Here is a 26608-nt window from a genome sequence, read left to right on the forward strand (position 1 = left end):
TGTTTGAAATAATCTGTACAAATAAGATCAATCAAACCCGCCATTGCCTTGCCCGAACTGGTGGCCACTATTATACGGCAAGGCACATCTCCATCAGCTTCGCTGCGGCTTGGCTCTGATGTCGCTCCTTATGCCTCAAAGCCGTAAAGGCGCGAGGTGGGAGAGAAAAGTCCACTATCGTCAAATCGCCCTGTCTCACGAAAGATGCCGAGACAATGCTGGAGAGGGCCGCGGCGCAACTGCCTTCTAGCAGGGCGGAAAGGACGGCCTCATTTGAGGGTAAGGTCATGGCGATTTTCAGACATGACAGATCGCAACCGCCAGCGGTCAACGCGGCTTCAAACTCCGAGCGTGTACCGGAACCCGCCTCTCTCATTATCCACTGTGTCTCAGTCAGGAGCTCCTCTCCCTTCACCCCCTTCCTGTTTGCGAAGGGATGGGAGGGGGAAACGACAACGACCATTGCATCCTGCGCTACGGGGCGGCTCGAAAGCGTGGGATCATTGATCGTACCCTCGACAAAACCGACCTCCGCCAGCCCGTCGTGAACAGCCTGCGATACGGTCTTCGTATTGCCGACGGTCAATCGAATGTCGATGCCCGGGAATGCCCGATGGAAGCGCATGAGACGCTGCGGCAGCCAATAGCTTGCAATGGTTTGGCTGGCATAGACATCAAGCGTTCCGCGTTCCAAGGCGCCGAGTTCACTGAGCACGAGTGCTGCCGAACGAGCCCGAGCCAGCGTGGCTTGTGCCTCTGCGACGAAGATTCGTCCAGCCTTCGTCAATTCAATGCCGCGCCCGACGCGGTGAAAAAGCTGAACCCCGTAGAACGCTTCAAGTGCTTTGATCGAGGCGCTGACAGCCGATGGCGTAAGGCCAATGGCGGCGGCGGCCTTGGTAAGATGCTCGCGCTCAGCGACGGCGACAAAAATGGAAAGCTGTTCGAAGGTCATGGTTATCATCAAGTTTCATCGAATGAAACATACAACATTATTCGATAGAAGTCCACAAATGAAGGTGGCATCAGAGGGTGGAAACACGAAGGTCCTCTCATGTCCATCAAGCAATACGTATTTTCCCATCTACCCGGTCTTGCCCTAACGATAGCCGTCGCAGTTGTTGCGCTGGCCATACAAATCATCGAAGTCGATTATTTTGGACAACCCTGGATCGAGGGGCTGGTCTTGGCCATCCTGCTCGGGACGGCAATCCACACGATATTTGGTCTCAATCCAGCATTCAATGCGGGCATCCAGTTTGCGTCCAAGACCTTGCTGGAGATCGCCATCGTCATGCTCGGCGCATCGATCAGTCTTTCCGCGATAGGCGATGCAGGGGGGATGCTTGTTTTGTCCATCGCAGCGGTCGTAGCGTTGGCGCTAGGAGCGAGCTATATCATTGGTCGGGCTCTGGGTCTGCCCGCCAAGTTGGCCATGCTCGTCGCATGTGGCAATTCGATCTGCGGAAATTCTGCCATCGTTGCGGCAGCCCCCGTTATAGATGCGCATTCAGATGATGTGGCGGCATCAATCGCCTTCACCGCAGCCCTTGGTATCTTCGTCGTACTGCTTTTGCCGCTGTCTCAGATATATTTCGAAATGAGTGACAGGCAGTATGGGATCGTTGCCGGCATGACGGTCTATGCTGTTCCACAAGTTCTCGCGGCAACAGTTTCTGGAGGCATTCTGGCAACGCAGATCGGCACGCTCGTCAAGCTGATCCGGGTTCTCATGCTCGGGCCAGTGATCGTTCTGCTCGGTTTCACGATGGGGGATCGAACGCGCGGCAGACCGTCCCTCGGTCGAATGGTGCCATGGTTCATCGTCGGCTTTCTCGGCATGATGGCGTGCCGCTCCCTTGACCTCATTCCTCATGTGGCGCTTAAGCCTGTCAATGAAGCATCGACAGTCCTCACCATTATCTCAATGGCGGGCCTGGGGTTGACTGTCAACATCCGCACGGTCGTTCATGCAGGAGGCCGAGTTCTGGTGGCGGGGATTTTGTCGCTTCTCGTGCTCGCGGCAATCAGCGCGGCGGTCTTGTTCGTGCTCAGCATTCATTAGAGCGCGTCACGTCCGATTGGGGCGCACAAAGGACGTTTTAACACTTCGATAATCCAAAAACCGGACGTCACTTTGGAAAGCAGTGGCCTGCTCACTTCAGCAAAAAGCCCATCTCTTTCACGACGGATTTCAGCTTGTCGCGTCCCGACAAATGGCTCGGTCCACTCACCCGTTTGCCCGAATGCTCGGACCAAGGGGGGCGCTTCATCTGCTGGCTATTATAAAATTCCGCCATGACCGTGTCATAATCGTCGATGCGGCTTATAGCCTTTTCCAAGGAATAGGTTTCGCGAAATAGAACTGTATCCTGTGAAAGTCTCGGCTTGATGGCTGCTGGTCGAGTTTCATCGGGGTAGCCAACGCACATGCCGAAAACGGCAAAAACGCCGCTTGGCAACCCCAGCAGGCGGGCAACCTCCAGAGGACTATTACGCATGCCGCCGATGAAAACGACGCCGAGCCCCATTGCCTCGGCTGCCACCGCCGCGTTTTGTGCGGCTAATGCCGCATCAATACAACCCATCAGGAACAGTTCGAAATAATCGAGACCGTCGGATTGAATATCCTGTTCCGCGCAAACGGCGCGCAATCGTGCCAAGTCAACCAGCCATATGATTTGCACCGGTGCCTCGATAATGGCTCGCTGATTGCCGGCGAGGGCCGAGAGAGCCGCCTTCCTCGTCACATCCGTAACGGCAACGGCGCTCCATGTCTGAAGATTGGACGAGGTGGACGCAGATTGCGCAGCAGCTATCATCGTTTCCAGCGTAAATTCTGGAAGAGGCTTGTCCAAATAAGCGCGAACCGAGCGGTGGGACAATAGATTGCCAATAGCGGCATCTTCGATGACGTTAAGTGCATCCTTTCTGCCATATCGCTCGGAAAGCAATTTCTTGAGCGAAGCGGCGTCTCCAGCATCCATGCCCATCGCGATCTTAAAACTTTCCATCACAGAGTGCCTTCTCTCAGTCGCCACCTTGCCATTAATGTTTGCGCAGTCGATTGCGAATTTCTCCCATCCAAACGCTGAAGGCCGGTAATTTGTCACGCTCGAAGAGCAAATACATGTGACCACATAAGCACCGGCTGGAAGACACGGGTCAAGCTCAAAGACCGGGACATATAATGCAGAAATTGCATGCGGCGCGGACGCACAGAATTGCTTTGTTAAGCTGCAAATGATGATCAGAATCCTGCGGTGCTTTCGTCCGTCTCCGCCCGCGATAGTGCGGCGTCAAATTTGCGTTGGGATATTTGGTGGCCGTTTAGGGCACGCCGTTACAACCTAGGGGCGGTTGGCAGGACTGGATACCCGCTGCAATCCGTACAGGGCAATGGATTCTATCCGTACTGTCACAGCCCCTTCACAGTGTGCCGTTTAAAGTCGTCCGACTTTCGCGGTAACGGGTGGAAAATGTCGTTGAGATAGAAAGGTATTTCCAATGGCTAAAGTCGGCGCAGCTACCAGCACGAATGGTGCTTACAATCCCACATCCACCAATCCCGACGCCGTCAAGACGTGGGACGAGGCAAAGAAGCAGGCCCAGGACGCGGGCATTCTCTGGGAGCGCCCAAAGGATGACAAGCGCTCGGCCGATGACATCCTCAAGGATACGCCCATCCTGCGCGATCTCGGAAATCAGGAGCACGTGAGGGATTTGCTGCAAGACCGGGTGGGCGGTGACATCAAAACCGATGCCGACGCCGCTTTCCGTGCGGCGCAGATCCTCGAACATATCGAAAAGCTGGATGGCGACGGCAAACGGATTGCCGGCGGTGACATCGGCAATGGACGCGTTGACGGTTTCACCCGCGGCGGCGAAGCGCGGCATAATACCGAGGCCGGCCGCTTGAAAGATTTCGGTGAACAAGGCTTCTCAGTCCTCAAAGGTAAGTTGCCTCACGCATCGACCGCCAACGGCAACCCGGAAGCGCGAAAGCAGGCCGAGGATCTGGATATCAAATGGGAGTTGCCGGAGAGCGACAAGCGTTCTGCCAAGGATATCATCAATGACAATCCTGTCCTGAAAAACCTCGGCAACCAGAGCAACATCAAGGACATGTTGAAGGAACAGGTCGGCGATTTCGAAAACGACGCCAATGCCGCCTATCGCGCCAGTCAAGTGATCGACCGTGTCGTGATGTATAACGAGAAGGGCGAAGTTCTGTCGGGGACAGATGTTTCCAACACCAGCATCGACGGTTTCACCAAAGGCGGAGAAGCCAAGCACGGCACCGAGGCGGGCCGCCTGCAGGACTTCGGCAAATACGGCTTTTCATCGCTGCCGAAGATCAACAAGACGGAAGACAGCAGCTACAAGGATTTCATCGACAAGAACAAGAGCGCCGACGAGACCTCGAAGATTTTTGCCAAATATGCCTCGCTGATCAACCAGAACTACGACCTGATCAAGGGCAAGACCGGTGCCGGTGACGGGCTGACGATCAAGGATTTGCAGAATTTCAAGGATCAGAATCCGCAGATCGGCAATGATCTCAAGGAAGCGTTGAACTTCTGGGCGCAGCCCGGAGCGTTTTCGAAGCTTGAAACCGGAGCCAACCCGTTGACCTCCAAGCCGGATGGCAAGCTCAGCAAAGACGACATAACGGGCTGGATCAAAAACGAGGCTCCGAAGGACTCGTCGTCGGCCATGTCCTTCCTGTCGAGCATCGTCAATAAGAATGTCGTCAGCGGCGTTGATACCAGCAAACTGAACAAGGATATTTTCGAACATCCGGAAAAGCATTCCACCGAGGACAAAGCGGCTGCGTTGCAGGAATTGCTGCTTGCCCAGCAACTGGTAGTCAAGGGCGGGCAATCGGGCATGTGGGGGGACGACTACTCCAAAGTTGCCATTTCCAACATTGCCAGAACCAATCCCGACCCGAAGGAAATCCTGAAGGACATCGACAAGCAGATCGACATCCTTCAGGGCGACCCGGAAGTGGTCAAATATCTCAACGAAAACAGCGCCAAGCAGATGGACAAGTTGCTTGAGGGCAATAAGGGCCTGAAAGACGCACTGCAGAAGACCTATGAGGACGACATCAAGTCTGGCAAGGCGCTCGACAAAATCTGGGACAGTGCGAGCAAGGATGGCAAGACTGATCAGCGGTCGGCCCTCGCTGAATTCGTGACGAATGCGAAGCTGTATCAAAGTGCGCTGAAGATGGACCCGAAGGCCGCGGCGAAGGATATCCAGGACGCCGTTTCAAAATCCAAGCATATCGGCGAGTTCAAGTCCTACTACGAAAACCAGCTCGTTTCTGGTGATCGCCTGAAGGCTATGCTCAAGGATCACTCCTTCCAGGATGCGGTCAGCACGTTCTCCATGGAGACGGCACTCTATGGCTCGGTGCTGCCGCCGGAATTCACGGAGAAGCTGGATAAGAAGCTGAATGAAAATTTCACGAATCTTGCAAATGAGCACATCGCCGACGGCGGTTCGTTCAAGGATATCCAAAAGGTCTTTGGTCTCGAAGGAAGCGGTGATCTCGATGTGGCAAAAGTCCAAAAGCTGATCGAGGAGGTCAGCAAGACCAATCCGGATTTCTTCCTCAACAAGGATGGGGTTCTCATAAAGCCGGAGCAGATCGTTGCAAGCCTGAGGGGAGACTGGGATTCCCTGCGTCAGGGCACAAAGACGTTGAAGGAGGTTATGGATATTAAGGGCTCGACAGGGGCGAATGCGACGGACAAGGGCATTCTGCATGGCGTCAGCGGGCTCTTGATGGCTGGTATCACGATTGCCAGAGGCGCCGGAAGTGGCGGCCCGTTGAGTGACAAGCAGAAGGTCGACATCACTATCGGTTCCGTTCAGGCGGTGACGCTGCTGGCGGAAGGCGGCGCCAAGGGCTATCAGGATTATCTGAAGGGATTGAACAGCAATGTGAAGGAGTCACTCGGTAAGCTTAATGATAAGCTCCGCTTCCTTGTGTCTGATCCGGCCAAGATGCAAGTTGAACTGAATGACAGGATGGGGAAAAACGCGAAATCATTGGAGCAATCCGCCAAAGGTGTCGGGGCCATTGCCAATGTTATCGGCAGTGCCTATTCGCTCTTCGAGGGCGTGAAAGCGTTGCGCTCCGGGGACAAGGTTTCCGCCGGGATGAACCTGACCTCCGGCGCGTTGGGCATCATGGCCGGCGGTGCCTCCGCGATCGAGGCGGGGGCTGGGCTCTTCTTCCCCAATTTGGCGAAAACGGCGCTTTCCGCTCTCGGCTTCACCGGTGGCGTCCTTGGCATTCTCTCCGCCGGCGCCGGTATTCTGGCGATGCTCCCGTCGCTTATCCAGGAAGGCAAAGCCCAGCAGAAGGCCAACGATTTTGGCAATCTGCTCGGCAGTTATCTGACGAAATACGAAATCGACGGCGTACCGAACGGCAATATCGGCGATCTGCCCGACAGCGCCTGGCCGAAGGACACCAGCGTCGCGTCGTAAAGACATGACTGGCCGATGTGCCGCGGGTCTTTCGGGATCTGCGGCACATCGCATGACCCGCGGTAAACGGGAGCTTGCCGTTATTTCTTAGTCTTCGACTGACAACGCTCTGCCGTTCCAGTTGAGAAGAAATACTTCCTTCCGCGCCTCGCCATCCTTGTCTTCGCCGCCAACGATGAGTATTCCGTTTGGCACGGAGAATGAAGCGCCATACGCAAGACCACGCGGCAAGTTTCCAACTTCTTTCCAATCCCTGCCATCGAACGCGTAGACTTCCTCACGCCAGCTTTTTGCAATGCCATCATGAGTGAACCATTTTCCAGCATCGGCGTTGGATTGCGCACCTTTGAAATTAGCCCCTCCCGCCACCAGACTTGCGCCGCCCGAGGAACCTGCAAATGCGCCTGCCACACCCTCCTGGCGCGCGTCGGCCGTGGGCTTGGGGAGGGGCGGAAGTTTCTGCCAAGTTGCTGTCTGATTCCGGATCGTCACTGATTTGACATCCGGAGTGCGCAATCCAGGTTTGATCTCGCCGCCTACCAGCGTGAATGCATTGTCCCCCTGGCTGACAATCGCAGAGTCACAATTGGGCAGGTATGGATTGTCACCAAACGAGCCCCATTGACCTGTATTGGGATCAAAGGAAAGCACCTTGGCATTCCACCTGTAATCCTCCGGCTTCATGCTCATGTACGAATTGACAAAGTTCTTGAAAACCTCCGGGTTTTTCTCTTTGTCAATTCCGGCGATGCCGGAGACATAGTTATCAAACAAGTGCTTGTTGTACCCGCCAACAATAGCAATTTGTCCATCGCTCAAAGCAATCGCTTTGCCGCCGGAGAGGCCGACAGGCGTTTTTGTGTTCATTTTTCGCCACGCATCGGATCTGGTATGTCAATCGGCGCGCAATGTTGGCTCTGACGCAGTTTTGGTGGTCAGATGCCTATCCGGCGCCAATGACGCGGGCCTGAAGGAGGTCGATTTTCCCTCGGCCATACATCTGGCGTTTTACAAGCTTGAGCTTGGTAATCTGCCCCTCTGTCTGTCCATTTGACCAAGGCGAACTGATCGCGGCACTCACGGCTGCCCAGTCTTTGGCGACACCCTTGGCGAAGGCCGCGACCAAGCTTGATCGGGCGCGTTCCAGCCATGGTTCGAGATCGGCGAGAGATTTCTTGCGGATCATGGCTTGGAAAGCGGCGACGACTTCCCGCGCTTCCACGAGTTGCGGCACGCCGCCTTCAATCGCGGCAACCGTAACGGTCTGAGACTTGGAGAGATCGTCGCGACCGATGGTCATGAGGCGTGCGACAGCCCGTGCCGACGGTGTACGGCTCAACGCCTCGCAATCCATCTTTTCCGCCTTTCGTCGACGCGTCGCCCATTCGGTTACGACGCGAAGGCAGCCATGGAATCCCTGGCGCGTCAGCTCTCGCCACAACTGTGTGCCATTGCGGTGACCGGCACTCCATTGAGCATCGAGCCATGGGAGATAAACTTCAAGCGAGTTCGCCCGCACGCGGAACACGTCGGATCGCTGACCGCGTAGCACTCGCCTGACGAGGCCACGACTGTGACCGGTGCGACGAACGATTTCTTTGATTGCAACACCGGACTTGGCCAAGTCCAGAATGACGGCGTTCGTGTCTTCTCGATGAAGATATCCCTGATATTGGATCCGCTCAGCGGCCGTCAGCAGGTCCGGATTGATCGTTGCGGACCCGATCGCTGTTCTGATCTGGCGCATGGATTTCCGGACGGCGTCGAGGAATGCCCGACTGGCGTTCTCCATCAAATGCCATCGATCGGCCACTTGGGTTGCCTCAGGCAGTGCCTTGGCTGCAGCAAGGGCGTAGGCGCCACCGCGGTCGCGGGCGACAATACTGATCTGTTGCTGATCCGAAAGCCAGGCCTGAGCGGTTGCCGGCTCTCGGTCCGGCAGAAGTGCAATGGTTTTACGCCGTTCGAGATCGCAGATGATCGTCCCGTAACGCTGGTTGCGCCGCCACGCCCAGTCGTCGATGCCGATCACCGTCGGCGGGACGAAACGCGGCGTGCCGCGCCGTCGGACGACGCGCAACAAGGTGTCGTTGCTGACCGGCACCATTAGTCTGTGGGCGAAAGCCGCCGCCGGCCGGCCACCCAAAGCAAGCCCGAGATGATGGACGATATGATCAAGCCGCGCCGTACGCCGCGCCCACGGCGCCAGGACATCTGTCTCGAAGCGCTCGGTAAAAATCCTTCGGCCACAAAGCACCGCGTCGCAGTAGAACCGGCGCGCGGCAATAACCAATCGCACAGACTTTCCAGCGATGGGCAGATCCGTCAGGCGTCGATGATAACGACTGTGTATCCGCTCCGATCTTGTTCCGCAGCCTGGACAACCGCTGGATATATCCGTCGATCGGACAGTGAGTATGATCGCGTCGCCAGCAGAAGCTGTCTCATCGATGACAAAGCCTCGAGGCACGAGTGCGGAGGGGCGAAGCGAATGAACCATGGCGCTGATTCCTTTTGCAAAACAAACGCCAGCCGACGCCCAGAATTCATCAAAAGTGAGTCAGAGCCAATATTCCACGCCGAAACATCCGCTCAGAAACGCCATATTCGCCCGCAAGGCATGCCAAAATAACCGCTGGCATAGCCATTTTGCCACGATCCAGAGAGTCTATGAGACACTCATCTTTGTCTTTATTTTATCTCGATCGACCGTGGTCAATCGCACATGGAAAAATGGGTCAACTGGTGATGAAACTCAACAACAGTATTTTACCTTGATGAAAGCTAAGGTTACGGTGCCGTTGAGAAAGCTTGTTCAGAGGCAATCCTTGTTTCAAAAGGTCAAATGATCAGTTGATGAAATTCACCGCAGCACTGCGCATCACAACATTCGCCATGATGTTGCCAACCCAAGCCCTTGCGGATTGCGATATCACAGATACTTTGCTCAAGCAGGCTTACCCTATGGCAGAGCAGGCTGCAGACGGTTTGGCTGTCAAAAGTGGTGGCTATGCCCAGGTGATCAATCCCGACAACGTGGTGTGCAAGGCCTGGCCCTACAGGCCGGAACTCACTTTAGCTGCGATACCGATAGTCGAGGCCCGCCCTCCTGCCGAGGGTGAGAACAAGGGCGATGTGGAGATTATCGTCTTCGATCGCACCATCGGCAAAATACTCGCCAGACGTCTTGAGACGGGTATGGCCTTCTCCGATGCGATTCGGTTCAGCAGCCTCGAACTCGATACGGCCCGCTACGATGTGAGCAGTGAGCTGCGCGCCTTTGGTCTGCGCACTTCGCAATATGGCAGTTCGCGTGTTAACCCCTATGACGAACATGCCCTGTGGCTCTACACTTTTAACAATGGCGGCATTGAACGGGTGCTGGATGGATTGATTGTGGAGCGCACGAATGGGGAAAATGACGGGGACTGCAGCGGCAGCTCGACGACGATCAAGCGTACGCTCACAATTGTTCCAAAAAAGGAACCAGGCTATCGCGAACTGCGGGTCGAACAGACGGTGATGCACGAGACGTCAACCAAAACGGCCGCGGAATGCCATTCCAGCAATCGCTTCGACCAGCCTGTGCACTTCAGTCTGGCCTATCGAGACGGCCGCTATCGCCCGGTTGCGGGTGTTAACGTCGGCTCTGACAATGGTGATGTCGACGATGATTTATTCTCCAGCATCACGGTAGGAGCTGGCAAACCCTAACAGTGTCTCGCATTCGTATTTCGCAAGTCGGTTGAGCGTACTTTGGACGCGCCATCGACATTCCCCTCGTATCATCGGGTCTTTGGATTTCTCCACCTCAGTCGACGTGACTCGATATATCGATAAGACCTCTGAACGTCGCTGATGTCGAAGGCCTCGGCGAGCGATTGCGGAATATTCGTCATTAATCGAGATAACATAAAGCTGGCTGCTATCGGCCTTTCCAAAGGAAGTTTTTGACAGCTTTGCAGAGCTCGATTGGCTGAAACGCAAAGTCGTCTGCGGCTTTCATCAAAGGGGTCAATCAGCGCGCGTTTGTTTGCCTTCACTGGCTATCGCCCCGCGGGTGAAACGGGCTTCTCAATGAGAAGTCCTATCCTGCCAAGACAAATCACCCCCTCATCTCCATCGAAAATGAACGGCCGGCCAACCCTTGGGCGCGCCGGTCCCAGCCATGGCCGGACGGCGCTGGAATAAGGCGGGCTAGGTTTGTGCACGCTTGATTTGGGGCACAGGCAACCGATCTTGAAAGTGACCCTTTTGCAGGGCAATCTTGGCGGGGAGTGCAGAGGCTGTTGCTGCCCGCCGGCAAACATGGCACACCGGGGCAGCTGGCGCCTGCGCTGCAGGATGGAAAGAACCGGCCGGGAGACAGAGCACCGCATGATGAAGTCCAGTCTTGATCATCTGCCCGAACGCAAGCAGCGGGAGCTCATGCGCATTGTCGACCTTCTCCTGGAGGAATTCGAGGATGCGCTGAAGGATGCAACGGCCGACTTCAAGAAGAAGGGCCGGATCCTGAAAGTCATCCTGTTCGGCTCCTATGCGCGCGGGGACTGGGTGGATGAACCCCACACCATGAAGGGGTACCGGTCCGACTATGACCTGCTCATCCTTGTCAACAACCGCAAGCTGACCGACTTTGCCAGCTACTGGTACAAGGCGGCCGACCGGCTGCTCCACGACAAGGGCGTTCCCACGCAGGTCGGCTTCATCGTCCATTCGCGCCGCGAGGTGAACACGGCGCTCAGGCAAGGCCAGTATTTCTTTTCCGACATTCAGCGCCAGGGCATTGTGCTCTACGAACTCGACGACGAGCCGCTGGCCGAACCGCGCCCGCTCACCCCGGCCGATGAATACAAGGTGGCAAGGGAACATTTTGAGGGACGTTTGCCAAACGGCCGTGAATTCTACGAGATTTACAAGTTCGCCATTGAGAAGGGTTGGACAACAAAAGCTGCTTTCTTGCTTCATCAAACGATCGAAACATACTATTCAACCCTGCTGCTCACCCTCACCAATTACGGCCCGGCATCGCACAATCTGAGCTTTCTGCGCACCTTGGCCGAAGGCCGGGACCGGCGCCTTGCCGAGGCCTGGCCGCGCGACCAGCAGCGCTACCGCGCCTGGTTCAATACGGTCAACGAAGCCTATGTCAAATCGCGCTATTCCAAGCATTACGAGATTAGCGAGGAAGCGCTTGTCTGGCTCGGCGAGCGGACCGCCATCCTGCATGACCTTGTCGAGACGATCTGCAGGGAACATCTCAGCGAGCTTGAGGCGAAAGCGGCCGGCTAGTTCAATGTTTTCGTAGCTTAGCTAGCCCTGATGTTACGGATTGCATTATCCGGCCTTTCGGAGACCCTGTGCGCCAAAGATCAGTCTGCGGCAAGCGGTTGAAACATGCACTGGATTGGACTGCCGCATTCGACCGATGCCGTGTGGCCGGTCGGCCGATTTCCAGAAGCCCTCAATCGCCGCTGGTTGTCAAAGCCAGGGTAGAGGCATGCCGTGGCTTTGACGATTGGTGTGGCTAGTGTCCTATGCCAGCTCGAGCATTGCGGCAGGGCTGAAGCTTTTCAGGTTTTCCGTGTCGCCACTGCGAACTTTCTTGATCCACGAGGGATCGTTCAAAAGAGCGCGGCCCACGACGATCAGGTCAAACTCTTCGCGTTCAAGACGGCGAACCAATTTGTCCAGGCTTTCAGGTTGGGAACTCTCGCCGCCGAAGGCGGCCAGGAATTCGCCGGACAGTCCCACCGACCCCACGCTGATTGTGGCAGCGCCCGTCAGCTTTTTGCCCAGCCTGCAAAGTTCAATCCGTCTTCGCCGTCGATTTCCGGAAATTCAGGCTCCCAGAAGCGCCGCTGCGAGGCATGGAATATCCGCGTCAACAGCCAGTCCGGCAAAGGTGGCGTCGCGTGGCTGCTCGAACAGGACAAAGGTCTCAGGCTGCCACGCGCACTGCAGGTGCATTTCAGTCACCGCGTGCAAGCGATCGCCGACAGTTTGAGCCGCGAGATAACAGCGGAGGACATCTGGGCCGCATTTTGCAGAACATACTATATTGTACATGCCCAGGCATTGGAACTCATTGAGTTACGGGAGAGTAGTCCCCGCCAATCAGCGTCTGAGCGGGTCTTTTCGGGCCGGATTATGCGCGGAGGAATCGAAGTCTCCATCCTCGATCGAGGCAACGGTCTTGTTTCCGCAGCCATCGTGGCCGTTGCTGATCAGTTTGGGGTTGACCTCGAAGTGATCGACTATCATGAACATGCGCTGAAAAAGGGCGCGGATGCGATGGCCGCCGCCTATATTCAATGCACGGACTCGACGGGCTCGCACGTATTCGGTGTCGGGATTGACACTGACGTCGCTATGGCCTCCATAAAGGCGGTCTTGAGCGCGGCAAGCGCTGTTCATCAGGGATGCCCGTGACGACGGTCCCGAGCCGGTCTGCTGGCCGGCTCAGGAGTCGAAGAGGCTGCCGCGGCAAAGGCGCGGATCAAGAAAATGATGGCCACAGTCATAACCTTTGCGCTGGGCTGTGGTTTCGGCGCAGCCGGTTACATGCTTGCTCCCGCCGCGGCGTTCAGCCTGGTGGCCATTCTCGCGGTGGCCGCGCTGTTCGCCAGCACAGCGGGTGCGGAAGCGAACTAGCACATGAGCCGTTTGCCTCATTGACGACTATTCCGGATTTGGCAAGGAGAAGGACGTGGATGACATGCAGTATTCGACAGGCTTTTGCCGGTATTGTACAAGTTCGACGGATGCTACGGGTCTTGTTCTACGGTTCTGGTCATGATTTGACGGCACCCGCCGTGAGGCCAGCAATGATGTATTTCTGGGCAATGAAAAAGACGATGATCGTCGGAAGAATTGTGAGGGTAATGAACGCCAGGGCGAGCTGCCAGTTCGTGCCGTATTCATCCCGCTACACCATGATCCCGAGCGGCCAGGTGTACTTGCTTTCGGAGTTCAGCATGATCAGCGGCAGGATATAGCTGTTCCAGCTTTCAACAAACGAGATGATGCCAACCGTGGCAATGATCGGCCGGGCGAGGGGGAGTGAAATGTACCAGAAGAAGCGAATATAGCCGCAGCCGTCGACAAATGCCGCCTGAAACAATTCTTCCGGCAGATTGCGGAAATAGTTGCGGAACAAAAGGATACTCATGCCAAGCCCGAAGGATACCTGGGGCAGGACGACGCCCCAGTAGGAATCCAGCAGTCCAAGGTCACGAATACGAATAAACAAAGGCAAAGATGGCCGTTGCCGCCGGAAACATGAGGCCAATCAGGAAGTAATTCAGCAAAAAGCCGGAACCGAAAAACCGGACATGGGCAAAGGTGAAGGCGGCCATCGCCGAGACGACAAGCGTCAAAAATACCGTCAGGCCGGCGATGACCAGAGAATTGATCATTTGTCGCCAATAGCGGTCACCGAACAGGATGGCCATGAGCCGCAGGAATGCGCCTCTCTCATCAAGGACATCCTCAAAGGCGATGGTTTCAAAGTCTATGTGGAGCACAGTACCGAAGCCTTCGCAGATCCGGCGATCCATGATCTCAGCCTCATTGTACCGATTATGACGATGTCAAAGATCGGGAAGGAGGAAGCCAAGAACCTTGCGGCGGCGGTTGAGAACGGCGTTGGCATAGCCGGATATCATGGCGGAGCCGGTGATGCTTTTCGCGAATGCGTTGAGTATCAATTCATCATTAGCGGCCAATGGGTTGCCCATCCTGGCAATATTATCGATTACACGGTCAACGTGACCAGGCCGGACGATCCACTGATGCAGGGTATTGACGATTTCCCCTATACGTCCGAGCAATATTACATGCATGTCGATCCGTCGAACGAGGTGCTTGCGACCACAACATTCAATGGCGACCACGCGTACTGGATTGACGGCGTCGTCATGCCGGTTGTCTGGAAGCGCAGATATGGCAAGGGCCGGGTATTTTACTCGGCGCTTGGACACGTCGTCAGGGAATTTGATGTACCGCAGATACGCACGATATTCCAACGGGGCGCGAACTGGGCCGCCCGCTCAGGTGGCCTTCTGCAAAAGATGATCCGGCCGCGATGCCAATGCGCGGTCACTGCACAATACGCGCAACGGTATCGCGATTTACTGCGCGCCGGGGCAGGAAATACCCAGGCAGGGCAAGCTGCCGAGCCTAGCGCTGGTCGTTGTAAGGTTCTTTCGATTCCCCAACCAGTTTTGCAAGTTCGGAGAAAGACCACGGCGTCTCGGCGCCGGTATCGTTGGCGATTTGTAAAACTCTGATGGGAAAGCACACTGCATCCCGGTTGGACGGAGACATGTTTTCGGTGAATCTGTTATCGCTTCGCGCAGTTGCTTCCGCCTTGTCGAAGGCAACATCCAATTCTTCTTGAGAGATGATACCCTTCGAAACCAGCAGGCGGTTGACCGACGCGATAGCCAAACAGAGTCCTTCAATTTGCAGATTCGCGGCATGCATAGCGCTTCTCCTTTTAGTTTGAATGTTCCCTATGCCTTCAACGCGCGAATGTCTGGAATGATCCCGATCCAAAGATTGAGGCATGAACAAATTCAATTATCCTCGCGCTGAGAACGCAGTGCTTCCGATCAATCGGCTGTTATCTTGCTGAACGAGGATTGTCCCATCCTTCCAACCATTCATTCCGCCAAGGGCCAGGAATAGACGGCGTCCCGGCGACCTCGATCGCCGTGCAATCTCGACGCGATTCACACGCCGTAAGGGGTAGCACCGCCGTCTTGGACGACGCTAGGGGAGGGCGTGAATGCGCAGCGAGGAGAGGAGCGTCTGCTTTGACGTACGCAGATGATCGCGCGCTGCAGCAAGTGCCGAGATTTCGTCGCGCGATTTCAGGGCTGCGATCAGTCTTAGATGTTCTCCGATCGCCGCAGCATTGCGCGCGCGCTCGTCCTTCTTGTCCCATTGATAATGGTAGTGGAAAATCAAGGAGATCACCTTCTGGAATTCGGCGACGAAGCGATTGCGCGTGACGCTGCCTATTGCCAGATGAAAGCGCTCGTCCAGCAGGGAGAAATCATGAAAGCGCTCATCAATTGCCGCTGCCAGCGCGCGATGCGCCGCCTCGAGTTCCTCGATCGTGCGCCAGATCGGGTGGCTGTCGGGCAGCGCAATGAGCTGTGAAACCGCGTTAAGCTCGATCATCATGCGGAAATCAGACAGCTCAATCGCAAAATCAGAGGTGAATCCAACCAACTCCCAGCCATTTTTGGGCCGCCGCTTGACAAGTCCGAACCGGCTGAGCGAGGCCAAGAACTCCTGCAGGCCGTAGACGCTGACCCGGAACTGCCGTGCAAGTTCGGCAACATTGAGCGGTGTGCCCGGCGGCACGTCAAAGCGCAGGATCCAATAGAGGAACTGACGTTCGAGCTCTTCGGGAGAAACCTGACTGGCATTCACCGTCAGCCAATCGTCTGGAGATGGCGCACGCAAGAGCGCTTTCTGCCTTCCCCTCCATTTGATCACCCCTATCATATCCAAACGCTCGAGGATTGAACGGATCACCGTACGGCTCACCTCAAACTGCGCTGAAAGCACCAGTTCCGAAGCCAGAAGATCCCCCGGTTTCAACGCGGAACACTCATCGAGAACCGCATTGAAAGCCGCCCTGAAGCGCTCGTCCGTCCGTGCCATCGCCCGCACCTCCCTGTCGCTGCCTTCGATACATCAAGAGCGAATAGTCGACAATAATTAAAAACAATTGACAGCGGATTTCGCGACCTGCAGTCTGCACTTAATAATTTTATACCGCTCGGGAGGGGTGCCATGTCAGTTGAAGCGGACCGGCTTGTTGGCCGATTGGCCGGGTTCAAAATTTCATCCGATGCCCTGCACAAGCTTTCTGCACTGTTCACGCTGTTCATGCTGGTTGCACTTTTCGCTTTCGGCAATGCGGCCTTTCTGAGCGTCGGCAACGGGCTCACAGTGCTGTTGCAAACGTCAGTAATCGGCCTGCTCGGAATCGGAATGACGCTGGTAATCGTGACTGGCGGGATAGATCTCAGCGTGGGTTCGGTGCTGGCGCTTTCGGGAACCGTGGCCGGTCTTGCGGTGAAGGCCGGAATTCCCGTACCGCTCGGCATGGCCATGGGAATTGGTGTGGGCGCGCTGTGTGGTGCCGTCAATGGCATTGTGATTACGAAAATGCGCATCACGCCCTTTGTTGCCACACTCGGCATGATGCTGATGGCGCGGGGCATTGCCTTGCAAATCACCGGCGCCGCTCCGATTTCACAATTGGGCGAGGCATTCGGCAGACTGGGAAATGGTTCGCTGTTTCGTGTGATCGGCATGGGTGGAAATGGCCTGCCGAAAGTCATCTTCCCGGGAATTCCCTATCCCGCGATTCTGCTTTTGGTTGTGGCCGTGGCCGTCGCCTTCATGCTGCGCCGTCGCTCGATCGGCCGCCATATCTATGCCACGGGCTCGAATGAGGAGGCCGCTCGGCTTTCGGGCGTCGAGGTCGATCGGACCAAGTTTGTCGCCTACGTCATGACCGGTGCGCTCGCCGGACTGGCTGGGATTGTTTTAATGTCCCGCCTGGTCACAGCGCAACCCAATGAGGGCGTCATGTATGAACTCGACGCGATCGCTGCGGCCGTTATCGGTGGGGCATCGCTGATGGGCGGGGTTGGAACCGTTTCAGGAACGATGATCGGTGCCTTCATCATCGGCGTCTTGCGCAATGGTTTGAACATGGCTGGCGTCTCAGCCTTCATTCAGCAGATCATCATCGGCTTTGTCGTGATTATGGCGGTCTATGTCGATCAGTTGAGAAGCCGCCGTTAACCGGCACAACTGTCTTCATTGGAGGAGGAGAACATGAAGAAGACCTTGAAAGCATTGTTTCTGGCAAGCACGATGATCGCTGCCCCCGCCACCGTCATGGCGGGCGAAATCGCTGTGATCGTCAAGACGACCAATTCGAACTTCTGGCAGAACGTCAACAAGGGCGCTTCGGCCGCGATCGCTGGCCACAGCGAACACACCATGACCTTCAACGGCCCGGCAGCCGAATCCGCAATCGCCGATGAACTCAGCATGGTCGAAAACGCCATCAATCGCGGCGTGGTTGGCATCGTGCTTGCGCCGTCAGATCCCGATGCGCTTGCGCCGGCCGTCAAGAAGGCCAATGAAGCCGGTATTCCCGTCGCAATCATTGATTCCGCGCTCTCGGAGGCCGCCAAGAATACCTATCAAACCTTCCTTGCGACCGATAATTGTGCGGCAGGCAAGCTTGCCGCGACCATGATGATCGGAAAGGTCGGCACCGAAGGCAAGGTGGCCGTGATGTCCTACGTCGCGGGCGTCGGTTCGGAAGTGGGCCGCGTCGGCTGCTTCATTGATTATCTCAAGGCGAATTCCAAGCTGGAAATCGTTGGCCCGCTTTATTCGCAATCGCAGATGGCCACGGCACTCAACCAGACGACCGACGTGCTCTCCGCCCATCCGGATCTCAAAGGTATCTTCGGTGCCAACGAGCCGACGGCGGTCGGCATGGGCCGGGCAATCGTCCAGGCTGGCAAGACGGGGCAGATCGTCGCCATCGGCTTTGATGGCAACGAAGACCTGCAGGCCTTTGTCCGGGATGGCACGCTCGCTGCAACCATGGTCCAAGGCTCCTACCAGATGGGAGAACTCGGCGTGAAGGCCATTCTCGACATTATCGGCGGCAAGAAGGTCGAGCCGAAGATTGATACGGGCGTTGTCGCCGTCACCAAAGACAACATCAGTGCTCCCGAGGCCAAGAACGTTCTCTATTGAACGGCTAGCCGGGAGAAGGCAGGGCTTCGGCCTCTGCCTTCTCCTCCCATCAGGAAAGTCCCATGAACGCGCAAGTCTCAAAATTGCAGCCGCTGGTCGAGATGATCGATATCCAGAAAAGTTTCGGTGGCGTGCACGCCGTGGAACATGTGTCGGTTGATCTCTTTCCCGGAGAGGTCGTTGGAGTCCTGGGCCACAATGGTGCTGGAAAATCCTGCCTGATGCGGATTCTTTCGGGTGCGATGACACCGAACACCGGCAGAATCAGGATCGGGGATGAGGATGTCCGGTTCCTGTCGCCGCAAGACGCGCGGCGCAAGGGGGTCGAGGCCATCTACCAGACGCTGGCGCTTGCCGACCACCTTGATGCACCGTCAAATCTGTTTCTCGGCCGTGAGCTGAAAACGCGCTGGGGCAATCTTGACGACAGGAAAATGCTGGAGGAAGCGCGCCGGATCCTGCATCGGCTCAACCCAAACTTCAAGAATTTGAGCGATCCTGTTTCTCAATTGTCCGGCGGTCAGCGGCAGGTCATTGCCATTGCCCGCGCCATCTATTTCAATGTGAAGATTCTCATCATGGATGAGCCGACGGCTGCGCTTGGACCGGCCGAGACAGCCATGGTCGCCGATCTCATCCGGCAATTGCGGCGTGAGGGTATCGGCATCTTCCTCATCAGCCACGACATGCATGACGTTTTCGATCTCTGCGACCGCATTGTGGTGATGAACCGGGGGCGCAATGTTGGCGCCTACCACGTCAAGGAAGTGACCAAGGATGACGTGCTGAGCCTGATCATCAAAGGTGAGATGCCCGACGGCTGGCGGCCGCGTGATGCGGCAAGCAGACTGCAGCCTGGTTTGGATTCAAATTGAGGAGAATAATGAATGTTGTGCGGCACCTGTGTCGAACCGGGACGGTTCGAACTCATCGAACGGCCCCTTCCATTGGCCCTGCCGGAAGGCTGGGCTTTTGTCGACATCACAGCGGTCGGCATCTGCGGTACGGATTATCACATCTATGCCGGCAAGCACCCCTTTCTCAATTATCCGCGTGTTATCGGCCATGAACTGAGTGGCCGGCTGGTCACCCCTGCCGGTGGCCTCAAGGCAGGCACACTTGTCGTGATCAATCCTTATATCGCGTGCGGCAAATGCCGCGCCTGTCTGCGCAGCAAGCCCAATTGCTGTGCGAACATCGCGGTCTTGGGTGTTCATTGCGATGGCGGTCTCTGCCAGCGTATCGCCGTTCCGGCGGAAAATCTGATCGCTGCCGACGGACTGGATGACATTCAGGCCGCCATGGTCGAGTTTCTGGCGATCGGTGCCCATGCAGTGGCCCGGTCGGGTCTGGCTGCCGGTGACCGTGTGCTGGTCACAGGCGCCGGACCGATCGGCATCGGGACCGCGCTCTTTGCCCGGCTCGCAGGCGCCGAGGTTCATCTTTTGGACGTGAGCGCGCAGCGGCTCGCCATAGCCGGCGAGAAATTCGGTTTTCAAGATTCGTATGACGATCCATCGCGGGTCCTCGACGGCGACCGTGCCGACGGCTTCGATACAGTCTTCGATGCGACGGGGGCTGCCGCAGCCATCGAAGCAGGCTTTCCATTCCTCGCGCATGGCAGCAGTTATGTGCTCGTCAGCGTCGTGAAGGATCATATTCGTTTCGACGATGCGGAATTCCATAAGCGGGAAACCCGTATTGTCGGCAGCCGCAATGCCGTCCAATCCGATTTCGAAACCGTCATGACGGCCATGCGTGCCGGCAAGATCCCCACGGATGCTCTTTGTTCGGTGACATTATCGCTGGCCGAACTGCCGGAACGCTTTCCCGAACTCGCCCGGGACAGGAGCGGACTGATCAAGGCGATCGTTAGGGTCTGACGGTGCCAACCCCGAAAGCGGGTATCCTATTGCGATGCTTGCATCGACGAATATGGGCTGCATGATCATGACAGGTCAGCTGGGGTATCGAGCATTGCTACCTCGGCAACACGCCAGCTTCCTCACGTAGTGCGTGCCTAGCATCCGGTGTGCCTCCACAGCTTTGTTGAGTAGGAATGTTCCGGCGACGTGAACCTCAAACGAGCTTGAGCCGATGATTTCGTTGAGCGTGCTGGTTGCAGTTTGGCTGCGATCGCCATTGTACATCAACAATTGCACGCCTGTTGGGACGTTTGGCTCGGGGAACCCGCCATATGGGCAAGCAACGCGGTCGCCGCGCTTTAAAAGCCGTAGCGCGCGGTCAGATGCCTCGCCACCTGAATCAAGCTGCATCTCCCGCAGCAAAATGGGCCATCTGTTCGTCGTATGCTTTCAGGAATGCCGGCCGCGCCGTCGCGCGCGCGACGTAGGTGCAGCAAGCAGGGTACTTTGTGAGCCCGTCAAATCGGTCTACCTGCCGCAGTACGTCCGCCATCAGAAGGTCGGCCACGGTGAATCGACCGGCCGCCAGCCAGTCCCTGCTGGCCAGCACCGCTTCCATCCGTTCAAGCCTGGCCTTCAGAAAGTCGTCCACAAACCTGGCCTCGGGCGATTCACCGGGATAGCCCATGAAGCGGAACAGCGCCCACGGCTGGCTCGGCAGGTCGACGGAGTTCAGCGCAGCGATCACCCACTCCACAACTTCGGCCCGGCTGCGCGAATCGGTGGGCATGAGCGCTGCGCTTTTCTCGGCGAGGTGCAGCAGGATGGCGCCGCTCTCGAAGATAATGAGGTCTCCATCGGTCAGCCACGGAACCTGGCCGAACGGCTGCGCTGCAAAATGGTCGGGGCCTCGATCTCGAAACGGCGTGCTCTCCACCCGATAGGCCAGCCCGGCCTCCTGCAGAGCCCAACGCACCCGCAGGTCGCGCACCATGCCGCGCGGCATTTCGGGAACCCAATCGAAGGTGGTGAGAATTATGTCGCTCATCTGTCGTCTCCAAGGAATACGGGAAGCTTGTCGAGAAGGCCGTTCCAGCCATGCTCATGACTATTGCGGGCCTCTTCATCGGGCAGGTGCTCGTGGGTCAGGGTCAACATGGTTCCGCCGTCGAACGGTTCAAGCCGGAACGTCACCAGGGACTCCCGTTCCTTCGTCCCGGGCAGATCCCAAGTGAAAACAAGCATTTTTTCGGGAATTACCTCCTGATAGATGCCGGTTGGATTGTGCTCGTCGCCATTGACCAGCCGGAACACGACACTGAAGCGGCCGCCCGGCCGCACATCGGCCACCACGCTGATGGTTGGTCCCGCATCGGGACCCCACCATTGCATCATCAAATCAGGTTGCGTAATGGCGGCCCACACCTTTGCGGGCGAAGCATTGATCCGGCGCACGATGGTCACGCTCGGGAGCCGGTCAGTCATTGTTCCCCATCCTCTTCAACGAGTGCGACAAGCCGGTCGAGACTTACCGCCCAGAAGCGTTCATACTGGTTGAGCCAAGTCATCGCCTCCCGCATCGGGGCGGCTGACAGGTTCACTGCCACGGTGCGGCCTGTCTTGGTCCGCGTGATCAGTCCGGCGTCGGACAGGACGTCCAGATGCTTCGTCATGCCGGGAAGCTTTAGCGAAAAGCGCCCCGCGAGATCGCTGACCGAAAGCCCCGGTTCCACCATCAGGCGCTGCAGGACGCCCCGCCGGGTTGGATCGGCCAGCGCCCAGAATGTGCGATCGATTCCTGATGTTTTAAGCTTCGCCATGTAGCGAAGTGTTTAACCTTTACATCGGTAGAGTCAACCATTTGATAGGGCTCTGCCGCAAAATATTTAACCCTCGCAAGTCGATAGCTCTCGACGGCAATCAGGGCGACTACGACGGTTTCCAACGCCGGACGGGCATTGGCACCAAATGGCAAGACCGATGGTCTTCCTCTGCTAGAAACGATCCAATGGGAATTTGCCGGTCGATCGCGCAATGATCGGTTGGATGGCGTTTTCTTGCCCCGTGCCGATCTCCGGTGGAATGGCACGGAAGCGGTTCGTCAGGGGGAATATTGTGAGCTGGGTCATGAAAAAAGGGCTGTGTGCTGGGTATTCGCCCGTGACATACGCAGCACTTTTTCTCCAATTTTTCCCATTGGCAACTGTGCCGATCAGCACAGTTGCCAATGGGAAAATGTGAAACATTACAAACAGCATGGTCTTGCTAGTGCAAGATTAGTTCATGGTCTATTTAGGGGAAGGGTGGAAAATGCAGTACACAAATGATCTGTTCAGTGGGCTTAAACGGCTCTGCGCCACGATTATTTCGATTATTGGCTTTGTCACATTTAACCCTGGTGCGGTTCGGTCGCAACCTTCAGCCGACGATCTGTCGCAGCAATTGGCCAATCCTCTGGCTAGTCTTATCAGCGTTCCCCTCCAAAGTAATTTTGATTTTAAAGCCGGTGCCAGCAAGAGCGGCTTTGCCTACGGGCTCAACATTCAGCCGGTTGTTCCATTCAGTCTGAACGATGAGTGGAACATCATATCACGTACAATTATACCGATTGCCTATCGTGATTATACGCCAGGTGGAAGCGTTTCCGGTTTGGGCGATATAAATGCCAGCCTTTTTCTATCTCCTAAAAATGCAGGGCCTGGCGGTTTGATATGGGGTGCCGGTCCCGTGTTTCTTCTTCCCACGGCCACTGATGAATATCTTGGCAGCGGCAAATTTGGTCTTGGGCCGACTGCGGTAGCGCTTGTCCAGCGAAAAGAGTGGACGGTCGGCGCATTGGGGAATCATATTTGGTCCGTCGCGGGCTCTTCGAGCAGGCAGGATGTCAGCGCCAGTCTGTTGCAGCCATTCGTTTCCTATAGTTTTGGCCACGGAAGATCGATGTCGCTTAGCGTGGATTCGACCTATGACTGGCAGGCTAATCAATGGACAGTGCCAATCAATTTGGGCGTTAGCCAGGTTTTCAAGATCAATGATCAGGCCATGAGCCTTCAACTGGGCGGGCGCTACTACGCCGATGGGCCCGAGGGCAGCCCGGAATGGGGCCTGCGCACAACCCTAACATTTATGTTTGCCAAATAAGCGAGCCGACTGTGCTGGCAATATAACAGCGAAATTCACCACTCCCAAAAAGGTGTAATTCCCATGCGATTTTGGCAAGTGATAGCGTCAACCACGTGAGCGCGACGAGATGCAATGGCCACCATCCCTATAACGCGCAGCCAGTTTCTTCTTCCTTTTGTCGGGATTCTTGATGAAATTGGTGCGCCGACAAATTCGCTTCTGGAAAAATTCCGGCTACCATCGTCTCTGGAAGCGAAAAGCGATCTCTACGTCCCGCTCTTGCCTGCGATCCACTTTATTGAGACCGCCCAGAGCACCCAGGGCATCAAGGATTTTGGCTTCTTGGCCAGCCAACGTCTGCACTATTCGCATCTTAGGGAAAAGACCAGAGCGCTGATCGCTCACTCCCCGACACTGCTGGTTGCGTTGCGGCACGCCTGCAACTGGGCGTCACGGGAGGATACGATCCTGAGCATGTGGATCGAACACGATAACGATCACGTGCGGGTTTGCAGCAGACTGGGCAGATCAAGTGCGCTCCTGCACCTGGAGCATGCGCAATGGCTCCAGAATATTTTCTCTGTCTACATCGTCCGGCAATTCGCGGGGCTCAACTGGATGCCGCCGGCGATGGCTTTTGAAGCGCGTTACACGCCGAGTGCGGCGACGCAATCCTTCTGGCCAAACGTGCGCTTCCTGTCCGAACAGCGTGCCGCTTGGATCAGCATACCGATCCCATGCCTTAGTCTCTCCAATCATTCGGCCGAATTGTTTCCCTCGTCGCAGGAGCACGAGGATGGGCCTTCAGGCTACGATATCGTTGAAGTGCTCAAACTGATGTTGCCATCCTATCTCGACGGAGCCGTTCCAACGCTTCCCGAGGTGGCGGAGATGGCGGGGGTCAGCACGCGCACCTTTCAACGCAAACTCTCTCACATTGATTTTGCATATTCCGATATACTCGACAGCGTCAGATTTGAGCGCTCGAGCGCCCTTTTACGTGATACTGATTCCAAGATTATCGATATCGCATTTGCTTCTGGATACTCTGATCCAGCACATTTCAGCCGTGCATTCCGGCGAATCGCTGGTGTTACGCCACAGCAGTTTCGCGCGCAGTCGCGGTTACGATAGGTGCGTTTCTCCCGGAATATTTATCGCCATATCGCGCCCTTTTCGCGCGAATGGGAAAATGCCGTCGCCGGACAGACATTGGCACAAAATGGCAAGACCGGTGACCCGCCTGTGCCTAAAACGGACAGATCAGAATTTGCCGGTCGATCACATGATGATCGGTCAGATGGTGTTTGCATGCTCCGTGTCTCCCCAGTGGAATGGCATGGGGTCGTTAGTCAGTTTGAAGAAGAGGTATATCCATGTTCCGCTCGGTTAAGATCAGTCTAGCAGTTGCTTCGGTGGTATGGGCCAGCGGAGCATTTGCCGAAACATCAGGCAGCAAAATGCCGGTCACAGTGGACAATTTCATCCGCGCTGAGACCGACCATTACCTTGCAGCCAATACGAAGGACATAGGCGGACTGGGCAAGTTCAAGCACTCGCGGGAGCCCGTACCGGTTGATAAGCAAACGGTCATCCGCATGAATCGAGATACGCTTTATTCGTTTGCAGTTTTTGATCTTGCTGGCGGGCCGGTAACGCTGTCGCTGCCTGACGCGGGCAAGCGCTATATGTCGATGATGGTCGTTGATCAGGATCACTACCTGCCAATCGTCGCCTACGGAACGAAGCCGGTTACGCTGACGCAGAAATCGGTTGGCACCAGATATGCCTTCGTCGCCATCCGGACGCTGGTTGACCCCAATGATCCGAAGGATCTCGACGAGGTTCACAAGCTTCAGGATGCCATCAAGGTCAGCCAGAAGGACACAGGCAAGCTCGATCTTCCAAACTGGGATGAAGAGGGCCTCACGGATGTTCGCAATGCGCTGCTTTCGCTGGCAAAATATCAGACGTCGTATCACGATTCCTTTGGAGCGCGCGGCGAGGTCGATCCGATCCAGCACTTGATTGGTACAGCCTCCGGATGGGGTGGCATTCCGGAAAAGGACGCCATGTACCCGAGTTTCACTCCCGAGAAAAACGATGGCAAAACGGTTTACACCCTTAACGTGCCAAAGAGCGTGCCGGTGAAGGCATTCTGGTCGATCAGCGTCTACAACGCAAAAGGCTTCTTCGAGAAAAACGACTACAACGCCTATTCGATCAACGACATCACTGCGACGAAAAATGCCGACGGATCGGTGACTGCCCAGTTCGGAGGCTGCGACGGCAAAATCCCGAACTGCCTGCCGATCGTTGAGGGCTGGAACTACACCGTACGGCTTTATCGTCCGGAGCCAACCCTTGTGAGTGGTGAGTGGAAGCTTCCCGAGGCCAAGCACTAAACCGAATCCCAGGGGAACCACACGCCGAGGGTGCCCGGAGCCATATCTTGAGGAACAGTTGGATGTTGTCAAAAATCTGTCAGATGGCCTTCCTCACCGCCGTCGCCTTATCTGGCCAAAGCATAAGTTCTGCTGTGGCGGAAACGGCTGTTGGGCCGAAGGTGACGGACCCACATTTCCATCTGATTCCGGGCTATCTGCAGTCGAGCGAGCTTCCCAACAGCCTCGTTTTACTTGGGCCCCCTCCGGCAGACGGAAGTGCGGCGTTGGCGCGTGACGAGGCTGCCAGAGAAGCTACAATGGCGCTGCGCGGAAAAGCGCGCTGGAATCTCGCGCGGAAAGACGCCGATTTGCAGTTTCCCCAGCCCGCAAAGAATTTTTCTTGTGCTATGGGCGCTGATATCAGCGAAGGGAAAACACCGCATCTCTATCGTCTGATGCAGCGAGTGCTGACGGATGCAGGGTTGTCGACCTATGGCATCAAGAACCGGTACAACAGAACCCGTCCTTTCGTCGTGCACAATGAGGGCACGTGTCAGCCAGACGAAGAAGCTGTGTTGCGCCAGGATGGTTCCTATCCATCGGGGCACACTGCTGCGGGCTGGGCCTGGGCGCTCGCTTTGGCCGAAGTCAACCCAAAACAAGCCGATAACCTGCTCAAGCGCGGATTGTCGTTTGGGCAGAGCCGGGTGATCTGTAATGCCCATTGGCAAAGCGATGTCGATGGGGGACGCATTATGGGCGCCGCAACGATTGCCAAACTCCATAGCAATCCCGAATTCCTTGCCGATGTTCAAGCAGCGCGCAAGGAACTGGAAACAGCCAGTTCCCCGGCAGCCGATTGTGCCGTTGAGGACGAAGTGCTCTCAGAACAAAAGCGCTGACAATTCTTTCTCTAAA

24 protein-coding genes and 4 pseudogenes are annotated in these 26608 nt (G+C 56.2%); 16 read left to right on the forward strand and 12 right to left on the reverse strand.

Annotated features, from left to right (window positions below; translation table 11 throughout):
• Window positions 1-70 precede the first annotated feature (70 nt).
• Window positions 71-955, reverse strand: a complete 885-nt coding sequence (locus tag ACTJJ7_RS17515; RefSeq protein ID WP_440968308.1) for a LysR substrate-binding domain-containing protein — start codon at window positions 953-955, stop codon at window positions 71-73.
• Window positions 956-1054: 99 nt separating this feature from the next.
• Here ACTJJ7_RS17515 and ACTJJ7_RS17520 point away from each other — a divergent pair, with 99 nt between their 5' ends.
• A complete protein-coding gene (locus ACTJJ7_RS17520; protein ID WP_105733205.1) occupies window positions 1055-2065 on the forward strand; it encodes a YeiH family protein in 1011 nt (336 codons plus the stop codon).
• Window positions 2066-2156: 91 nt separating this feature from the next.
• Here ACTJJ7_RS17520 and ACTJJ7_RS17525 read toward each other — a convergent pair whose 3' ends face one another.
• Window positions 2157-3014 carry a nitroreductase family protein gene (locus ACTJJ7_RS17525; RefSeq protein WP_440968309.1) on the reverse strand — a complete coding sequence of 286 codons (858 nt, stop codon included), beginning with the start codon at window positions 3012-3014 and terminating at the stop codon, window positions 2157-2159.
• 493 nt (window positions 3015-3507) lie between these two features.
• On the opposite strand from ACTJJ7_RS17525, the gene ACTJJ7_RS17530 reads away from it, so the two are divergent.
• Complete coding sequence (locus tag ACTJJ7_RS17530) at window positions 3508-6507, forward strand: type III effector HrpK domain-containing protein (protein ID WP_440968310.1); 3000 nt, start codon at window positions 3508-3510, stop codon at window positions 6505-6507.
• Between the two features lie 87 nt (window positions 6508-6594).
• On the opposite strand, the pseudogene ACTJJ7_RS17535 reads toward ACTJJ7_RS17530, so the two are convergent.
• Window positions 6595-7392 (reverse strand): annotated as a pseudogene (locus ACTJJ7_RS17535) (YjhT family mutarotase); the annotation flags it as partial.
• 58 nt (window positions 7393-7450) lie between these two features.
• Window positions 7451-9007: an ISL3 family transposase gene (locus tag ACTJJ7_RS17540; protein ID WP_440968311.1), complete on the reverse strand. Its 1557-nt coding sequence runs from the start codon at window positions 9005-9007 to the stop codon at window positions 7451-7453.
• On the opposite strand from ACTJJ7_RS17540, the gene ACTJJ7_RS17545 reads away from it, so the two are divergent.
• The 3 genes from ACTJJ7_RS17545 to ACTJJ7_RS17555 all read left to right on the forward strand — a co-directional run bounded on the left by ACTJJ7_RS17545 (window position 9006) and on the right by ACTJJ7_RS17555 (window position 11799).
• Window positions 9006-9356: a hypothetical protein gene (locus ACTJJ7_RS17545; RefSeq protein WP_440968312.1), complete on the forward strand. Its 351-nt coding sequence runs from the start codon at window positions 9006-9008 to the stop codon at window positions 9354-9356. The genes ACTJJ7_RS17540 and ACTJJ7_RS17545 overlap by 2 nt on opposite strands.
• A 7-nt stretch (window positions 9357-9363) precedes the next feature.
• Window positions 9364-10221, forward strand: a complete 858-nt coding sequence (locus ACTJJ7_RS17550) for a hypothetical protein (protein WP_440968313.1) — start codon at window positions 9364-9366, stop codon at window positions 10219-10221.
• A gap of 666 nt (window positions 10222-10887) precedes the next feature.
• On the forward strand, window positions 10888-11799 hold the full coding sequence (locus ACTJJ7_RS17555) for a nucleotidyltransferase and HEPN domain-containing protein (RefSeq protein ID WP_440968387.1): 912 nt from the start codon (window positions 10888-10890) through the stop codon (window positions 11797-11799).
• 243 nt (window positions 11800-12042) lie between these two features.
• Here the strand turns inward: ACTJJ7_RS17555 and ACTJJ7_RS17560 are convergent.
• Window positions 12043-12419, reverse strand: a pseudogene (locus tag ACTJJ7_RS17560) (12-oxophytodienoate reductase); the annotation flags it as partial.
• A 70-nt stretch (window positions 12420-12489) separates the two neighbouring features.
• Here ACTJJ7_RS17560 and ACTJJ7_RS17565 point away from each other — a divergent pair.
• A complete protein-coding gene (locus ACTJJ7_RS17565; protein WP_440968314.1) occupies window positions 12490-12939 on the forward strand; it encodes an alpha-isopropylmalate synthase regulatory domain-containing protein in 450 nt (149 codons plus the stop codon).
• 75 nt (window positions 12940-13014) lie between these two features.
• Window positions 13015-13161 carry a hypothetical protein gene (locus ACTJJ7_RS17570; protein ID WP_440968315.1) on the forward strand — a complete coding sequence of 49 codons (147 nt, stop codon included), beginning with the start codon at window positions 13015-13017 and terminating at the stop codon, window positions 13159-13161.
• Between the two features lie 139 nt (window positions 13162-13300).
• Here ACTJJ7_RS17570 and ACTJJ7_RS17575 read toward each other — a convergent pair.
• A pseudogene (locus ACTJJ7_RS17575) lies at window positions 13301-13955 on the reverse strand (carbohydrate ABC transporter permease); the annotation flags it as partial.
• Here ACTJJ7_RS17575 and ACTJJ7_RS17580 point away from each other — a divergent pair.
• Window positions 13926-14558: pseudogene (locus ACTJJ7_RS17580) on the forward strand (ThuA domain-containing protein); the annotation flags it as partial. The pseudogenes ACTJJ7_RS17575 and ACTJJ7_RS17580 overlap by 30 nt on opposite strands.
• A 130-nt stretch (window positions 14559-14688) precedes the next feature.
• Here ACTJJ7_RS17580 and ACTJJ7_RS17585 read toward each other — a convergent pair.
• Both ACTJJ7_RS17585 and ACTJJ7_RS17590 read right to left on the reverse strand, forming a co-directional pair.
• Window positions 14689-14994, reverse strand: coding sequence for a hypothetical protein (locus ACTJJ7_RS17585; RefSeq protein WP_440968316.1), 306 nt, complete (start codon window positions 14992-14994; stop codon window positions 14689-14691).
• A 288-nt stretch (window positions 14995-15282) separates the two neighbouring features.
• On the reverse strand, window positions 15283-16089 hold the full coding sequence (locus ACTJJ7_RS17590) for a GntR family transcriptional regulator (protein ID WP_440968317.1): 807 nt from the start codon (window positions 16087-16089) through the stop codon (window positions 15283-15285).
• Between the two features lie 228 nt (window positions 16090-16317).
• On the opposite strand from ACTJJ7_RS17590, the gene ACTJJ7_RS17595 reads away from it, so the two are divergent.
• The 4 genes from ACTJJ7_RS17595 (at window position 16318) to ACTJJ7_RS17610 (ending at window position 20198) form a co-directional block, all read left to right on the forward strand.
• Window positions 16318-17340 (forward strand): ABC transporter permease, encoded by a 1023-nt coding sequence (locus ACTJJ7_RS17595; protein WP_440968318.1) that lies wholly within the window; start codon window positions 16318-16320, stop codon window positions 17338-17340.
• A gap of 33 nt (window positions 17341-17373) precedes the next feature.
• Window positions 17374-18315 (forward strand): ABC transporter substrate-binding protein, encoded by a 942-nt coding sequence (locus ACTJJ7_RS17600; RefSeq protein WP_440968319.1) that lies wholly within the window; start codon window positions 17374-17376, stop codon window positions 18313-18315.
• A 62-nt stretch (window positions 18316-18377) separates the two neighbouring features.
• Window positions 18378-19190, forward strand: a complete 813-nt coding sequence (locus ACTJJ7_RS17605) for an ATP-binding cassette domain-containing protein (protein WP_199538024.1) — start codon at window positions 18378-18380, stop codon at window positions 19188-19190.
• A gap of 12 nt (window positions 19191-19202) precedes the next feature.
• Window positions 19203-20198 carry a zinc-binding alcohol dehydrogenase family protein gene (locus tag ACTJJ7_RS17610; RefSeq protein WP_440968320.1) on the forward strand — a complete coding sequence of 332 codons (996 nt, stop codon included), beginning with the start codon at window positions 19203-19205 and terminating at the stop codon, window positions 20196-20198.
• A 382-nt stretch (window positions 20199-20580) separates the two neighbouring features.
• On the opposite strand, the gene ACTJJ7_RS17615 is transcribed toward ACTJJ7_RS17610, so the two are convergent.
• The 4 genes from ACTJJ7_RS17615 to ACTJJ7_RS17630 form a co-directional block, all read right to left on the reverse strand.
• On the reverse strand, window positions 20581-21228 hold the full coding sequence (locus ACTJJ7_RS17615) for a glutathione S-transferase family protein (RefSeq protein WP_130272006.1): 648 nt from the start codon (window positions 21226-21228) through the stop codon (window positions 20581-20583).
• Complete coding sequence (locus tag ACTJJ7_RS17620) at window positions 21225-21665, reverse strand: SRPBCC family protein (RefSeq protein ID WP_105733286.1); 441 nt, start codon at window positions 21663-21665, stop codon at window positions 21225-21227. The genes ACTJJ7_RS17615 and ACTJJ7_RS17620 overlap by 4 nt, the downstream gene beginning before the upstream one ends.
• Complete coding sequence (locus ACTJJ7_RS17625) at window positions 21662-22000, reverse strand: ArsR/SmtB family transcription factor (protein WP_105733287.1); 339 nt, start codon at window positions 21998-22000, stop codon at window positions 21662-21664. The genes ACTJJ7_RS17620 and ACTJJ7_RS17625 overlap by 4 nt, the downstream gene beginning before the upstream one ends.
• A 174-nt stretch (window positions 22001-22174) precedes the next feature.
• Window positions 22175-22438, reverse strand: coding sequence for a hypothetical protein (locus ACTJJ7_RS17630; RefSeq protein ID WP_130272002.1), 264 nt, complete (start codon window positions 22436-22438; stop codon window positions 22175-22177).
• Between the two features lie 52 nt (window positions 22439-22490).
• On the opposite strand from ACTJJ7_RS17630, the gene ACTJJ7_RS17635 reads away from it, so the two are divergent.
• The 4 genes from ACTJJ7_RS17635 to ACTJJ7_RS17650 all read left to right on the forward strand — a co-directional run bounded on the left by ACTJJ7_RS17635 (window position 22491) and on the right by ACTJJ7_RS17650 (window position 26592).
• Window positions 22491-23321 carry a transporter gene (locus ACTJJ7_RS17635; protein ID WP_440968321.1) on the forward strand — a complete coding sequence of 277 codons (831 nt, stop codon included), beginning with the start codon at window positions 22491-22493 and terminating at the stop codon, window positions 23319-23321.
• Between the two features lie 114 nt (window positions 23322-23435).
• Complete coding sequence (locus tag ACTJJ7_RS17640) at window positions 23436-24437, forward strand: helix-turn-helix transcriptional regulator (RefSeq protein WP_440968322.1); 1002 nt, start codon at window positions 23436-23438, stop codon at window positions 24435-24437.
• A 242-nt stretch (window positions 24438-24679) separates the two neighbouring features.
• The gene (locus ACTJJ7_RS17645; protein ID WP_440968323.1) at window positions 24680-25708 is read left to right on the forward strand and encodes a DUF1254 domain-containing protein; all 1029 of its coding nucleotides are present in this window, start codon (window positions 24680-24682) and stop codon (window positions 25706-25708) included.
• A 62-nt stretch (window positions 25709-25770) separates the two neighbouring features.
• Window positions 25771-26592 (forward strand): acid phosphatase, encoded by an 822-nt coding sequence (locus ACTJJ7_RS17650; RefSeq protein WP_245457834.1) that lies wholly within the window; start codon window positions 25771-25773, stop codon window positions 26590-26592.
• The last annotated feature ends 16 nt before the right edge of the window (window positions 26593-26608 follow it).

This window comes from Phyllobacterium sp. 22229 (genome assembly GCF_052056495.1).
Classification (GTDB): domain Bacteria; phylum Pseudomonadota; class Alphaproteobacteria; order Rhizobiales; family Rhizobiaceae; genus Phyllobacterium; species Phyllobacterium myrsinacearum.

Bases quoted from the DNA above. Each gene is read 5' to 3' on its own strand.
- ACTJJ7_RS17515 (WP_440968308.1), bottom strand. From the start codon at position 955: ATGACCTTCGAACAGCTTTCCATTTTTGTCGCCGTCGCTGAGCGCGAG.
- ACTJJ7_RS17520 (WP_105733205.1), top strand. From the start codon at position 1,055: ATGTCCATCAAGCAATACGTATTTTCCCATCTACCCGGTCTTGCCCTA.
- ACTJJ7_RS17525 (WP_440968309.1), bottom strand. From the start codon at position 3,014: ATGGAAAGTTTTAAGATCGCGATGGGCATGGATGCTGGAGACGCCGCT.
- ACTJJ7_RS17530 (WP_440968310.1), top strand. From the start codon at position 3,508: ATGGCTAAAGTCGGCGCAGCTACCAGCACGAATGGTGCTTACAATCCC.
- ACTJJ7_RS17545 (WP_440968312.1), top strand. From the start codon at position 9,006: ATGGCGCTGATTCCTTTTGCAAAACAAACGCCAGCCGACGCCCAGAAT.
- ACTJJ7_RS17540 (WP_440968311.1), bottom strand. From the start codon at position 9,007: ATGGTTCATTCGCTTCGCCCCTCCGCACTCGTGCCTCGAGGCTTTGTC.
- ACTJJ7_RS17550 (WP_440968313.1), top strand. From the start codon at position 9,364: ATGAAATTCACCGCAGCACTGCGCATCACAACATTCGCCATGATGTTG.
- ACTJJ7_RS17555 (WP_440968387.1), top strand. From the start codon at position 10,888: ATGAAGTCCAGTCTTGATCATCTGCCCGAACGCAAGCAGCGGGAGCTC.
- ACTJJ7_RS17570 (WP_440968315.1), top strand. From the start codon at position 13,015: ATGATGGCCACAGTCATAACCTTTGCGCTGGGCTGTGGTTTCGGCGCA.
- ACTJJ7_RS17585 (WP_440968316.1), bottom strand. From the start codon at position 14,994: ATGCATGCCGCGAATCTGCAAATTGAAGGACTCTGTTTGGCTATCGCG.
- ACTJJ7_RS17595 (WP_440968318.1), top strand. From the start codon at position 16,318: ATGTCAGTTGAAGCGGACCGGCTTGTTGGCCGATTGGCCGGGTTCAAA.
- ACTJJ7_RS17600 (WP_440968319.1), top strand. From the start codon at position 17,374: ATGAAGAAGACCTTGAAAGCATTGTTTCTGGCAAGCACGATGATCGCT.
- ACTJJ7_RS17605 (WP_199538024.1), top strand. From the start codon at position 18,378: ATGAACGCGCAAGTCTCAAAATTGCAGCCGCTGGTCGAGATGATCGAT.
- ACTJJ7_RS17610 (WP_440968320.1), top strand. From the start codon at position 19,203: ATGTTGTGCGGCACCTGTGTCGAACCGGGACGGTTCGAACTCATCGAA.
- ACTJJ7_RS17615 (WP_130272006.1), bottom strand. From the start codon at position 21,228: ATGAGCGACATAATTCTCACCACCTTCGATTGGGTTCCCGAAATGCCG.
- ACTJJ7_RS17620 (WP_105733286.1), bottom strand. From the start codon at position 21,665: ATGACTGACCGGCTCCCGAGCGTGACCATCGTGCGCCGGATCAATGCT.
- ACTJJ7_RS17625 (WP_105733287.1), bottom strand. From the start codon at position 22,000: ATGGCGAAGCTTAAAACATCAGGAATCGATCGCACATTCTGGGCGCTG.
- ACTJJ7_RS17630 (WP_130272002.1), bottom strand. From the start codon at position 22,438: ATGCTGTTTGTAATGTTTCACATTTTCCCATTGGCAACTGTGCTGATC.
- ACTJJ7_RS17635 (WP_440968321.1), top strand. From the start codon at position 22,491: ATGCAGTACACAAATGATCTGTTCAGTGGGCTTAAACGGCTCTGCGCC.
- ACTJJ7_RS17640 (WP_440968322.1), top strand. From the start codon at position 23,436: ATGGCCACCATCCCTATAACGCGCAGCCAGTTTCTTCTTCCTTTTGTC.
- ACTJJ7_RS17645 (WP_440968323.1), top strand. From the start codon at position 24,680: ATGTTCCGCTCGGTTAAGATCAGTCTAGCAGTTGCTTCGGTGGTATGG.
- ACTJJ7_RS17650 (WP_245457834.1), top strand. From the start codon at position 25,771: ATGTTGTCAAAAATCTGTCAGATGGCCTTCCTCACCGCCGTCGCCTTA.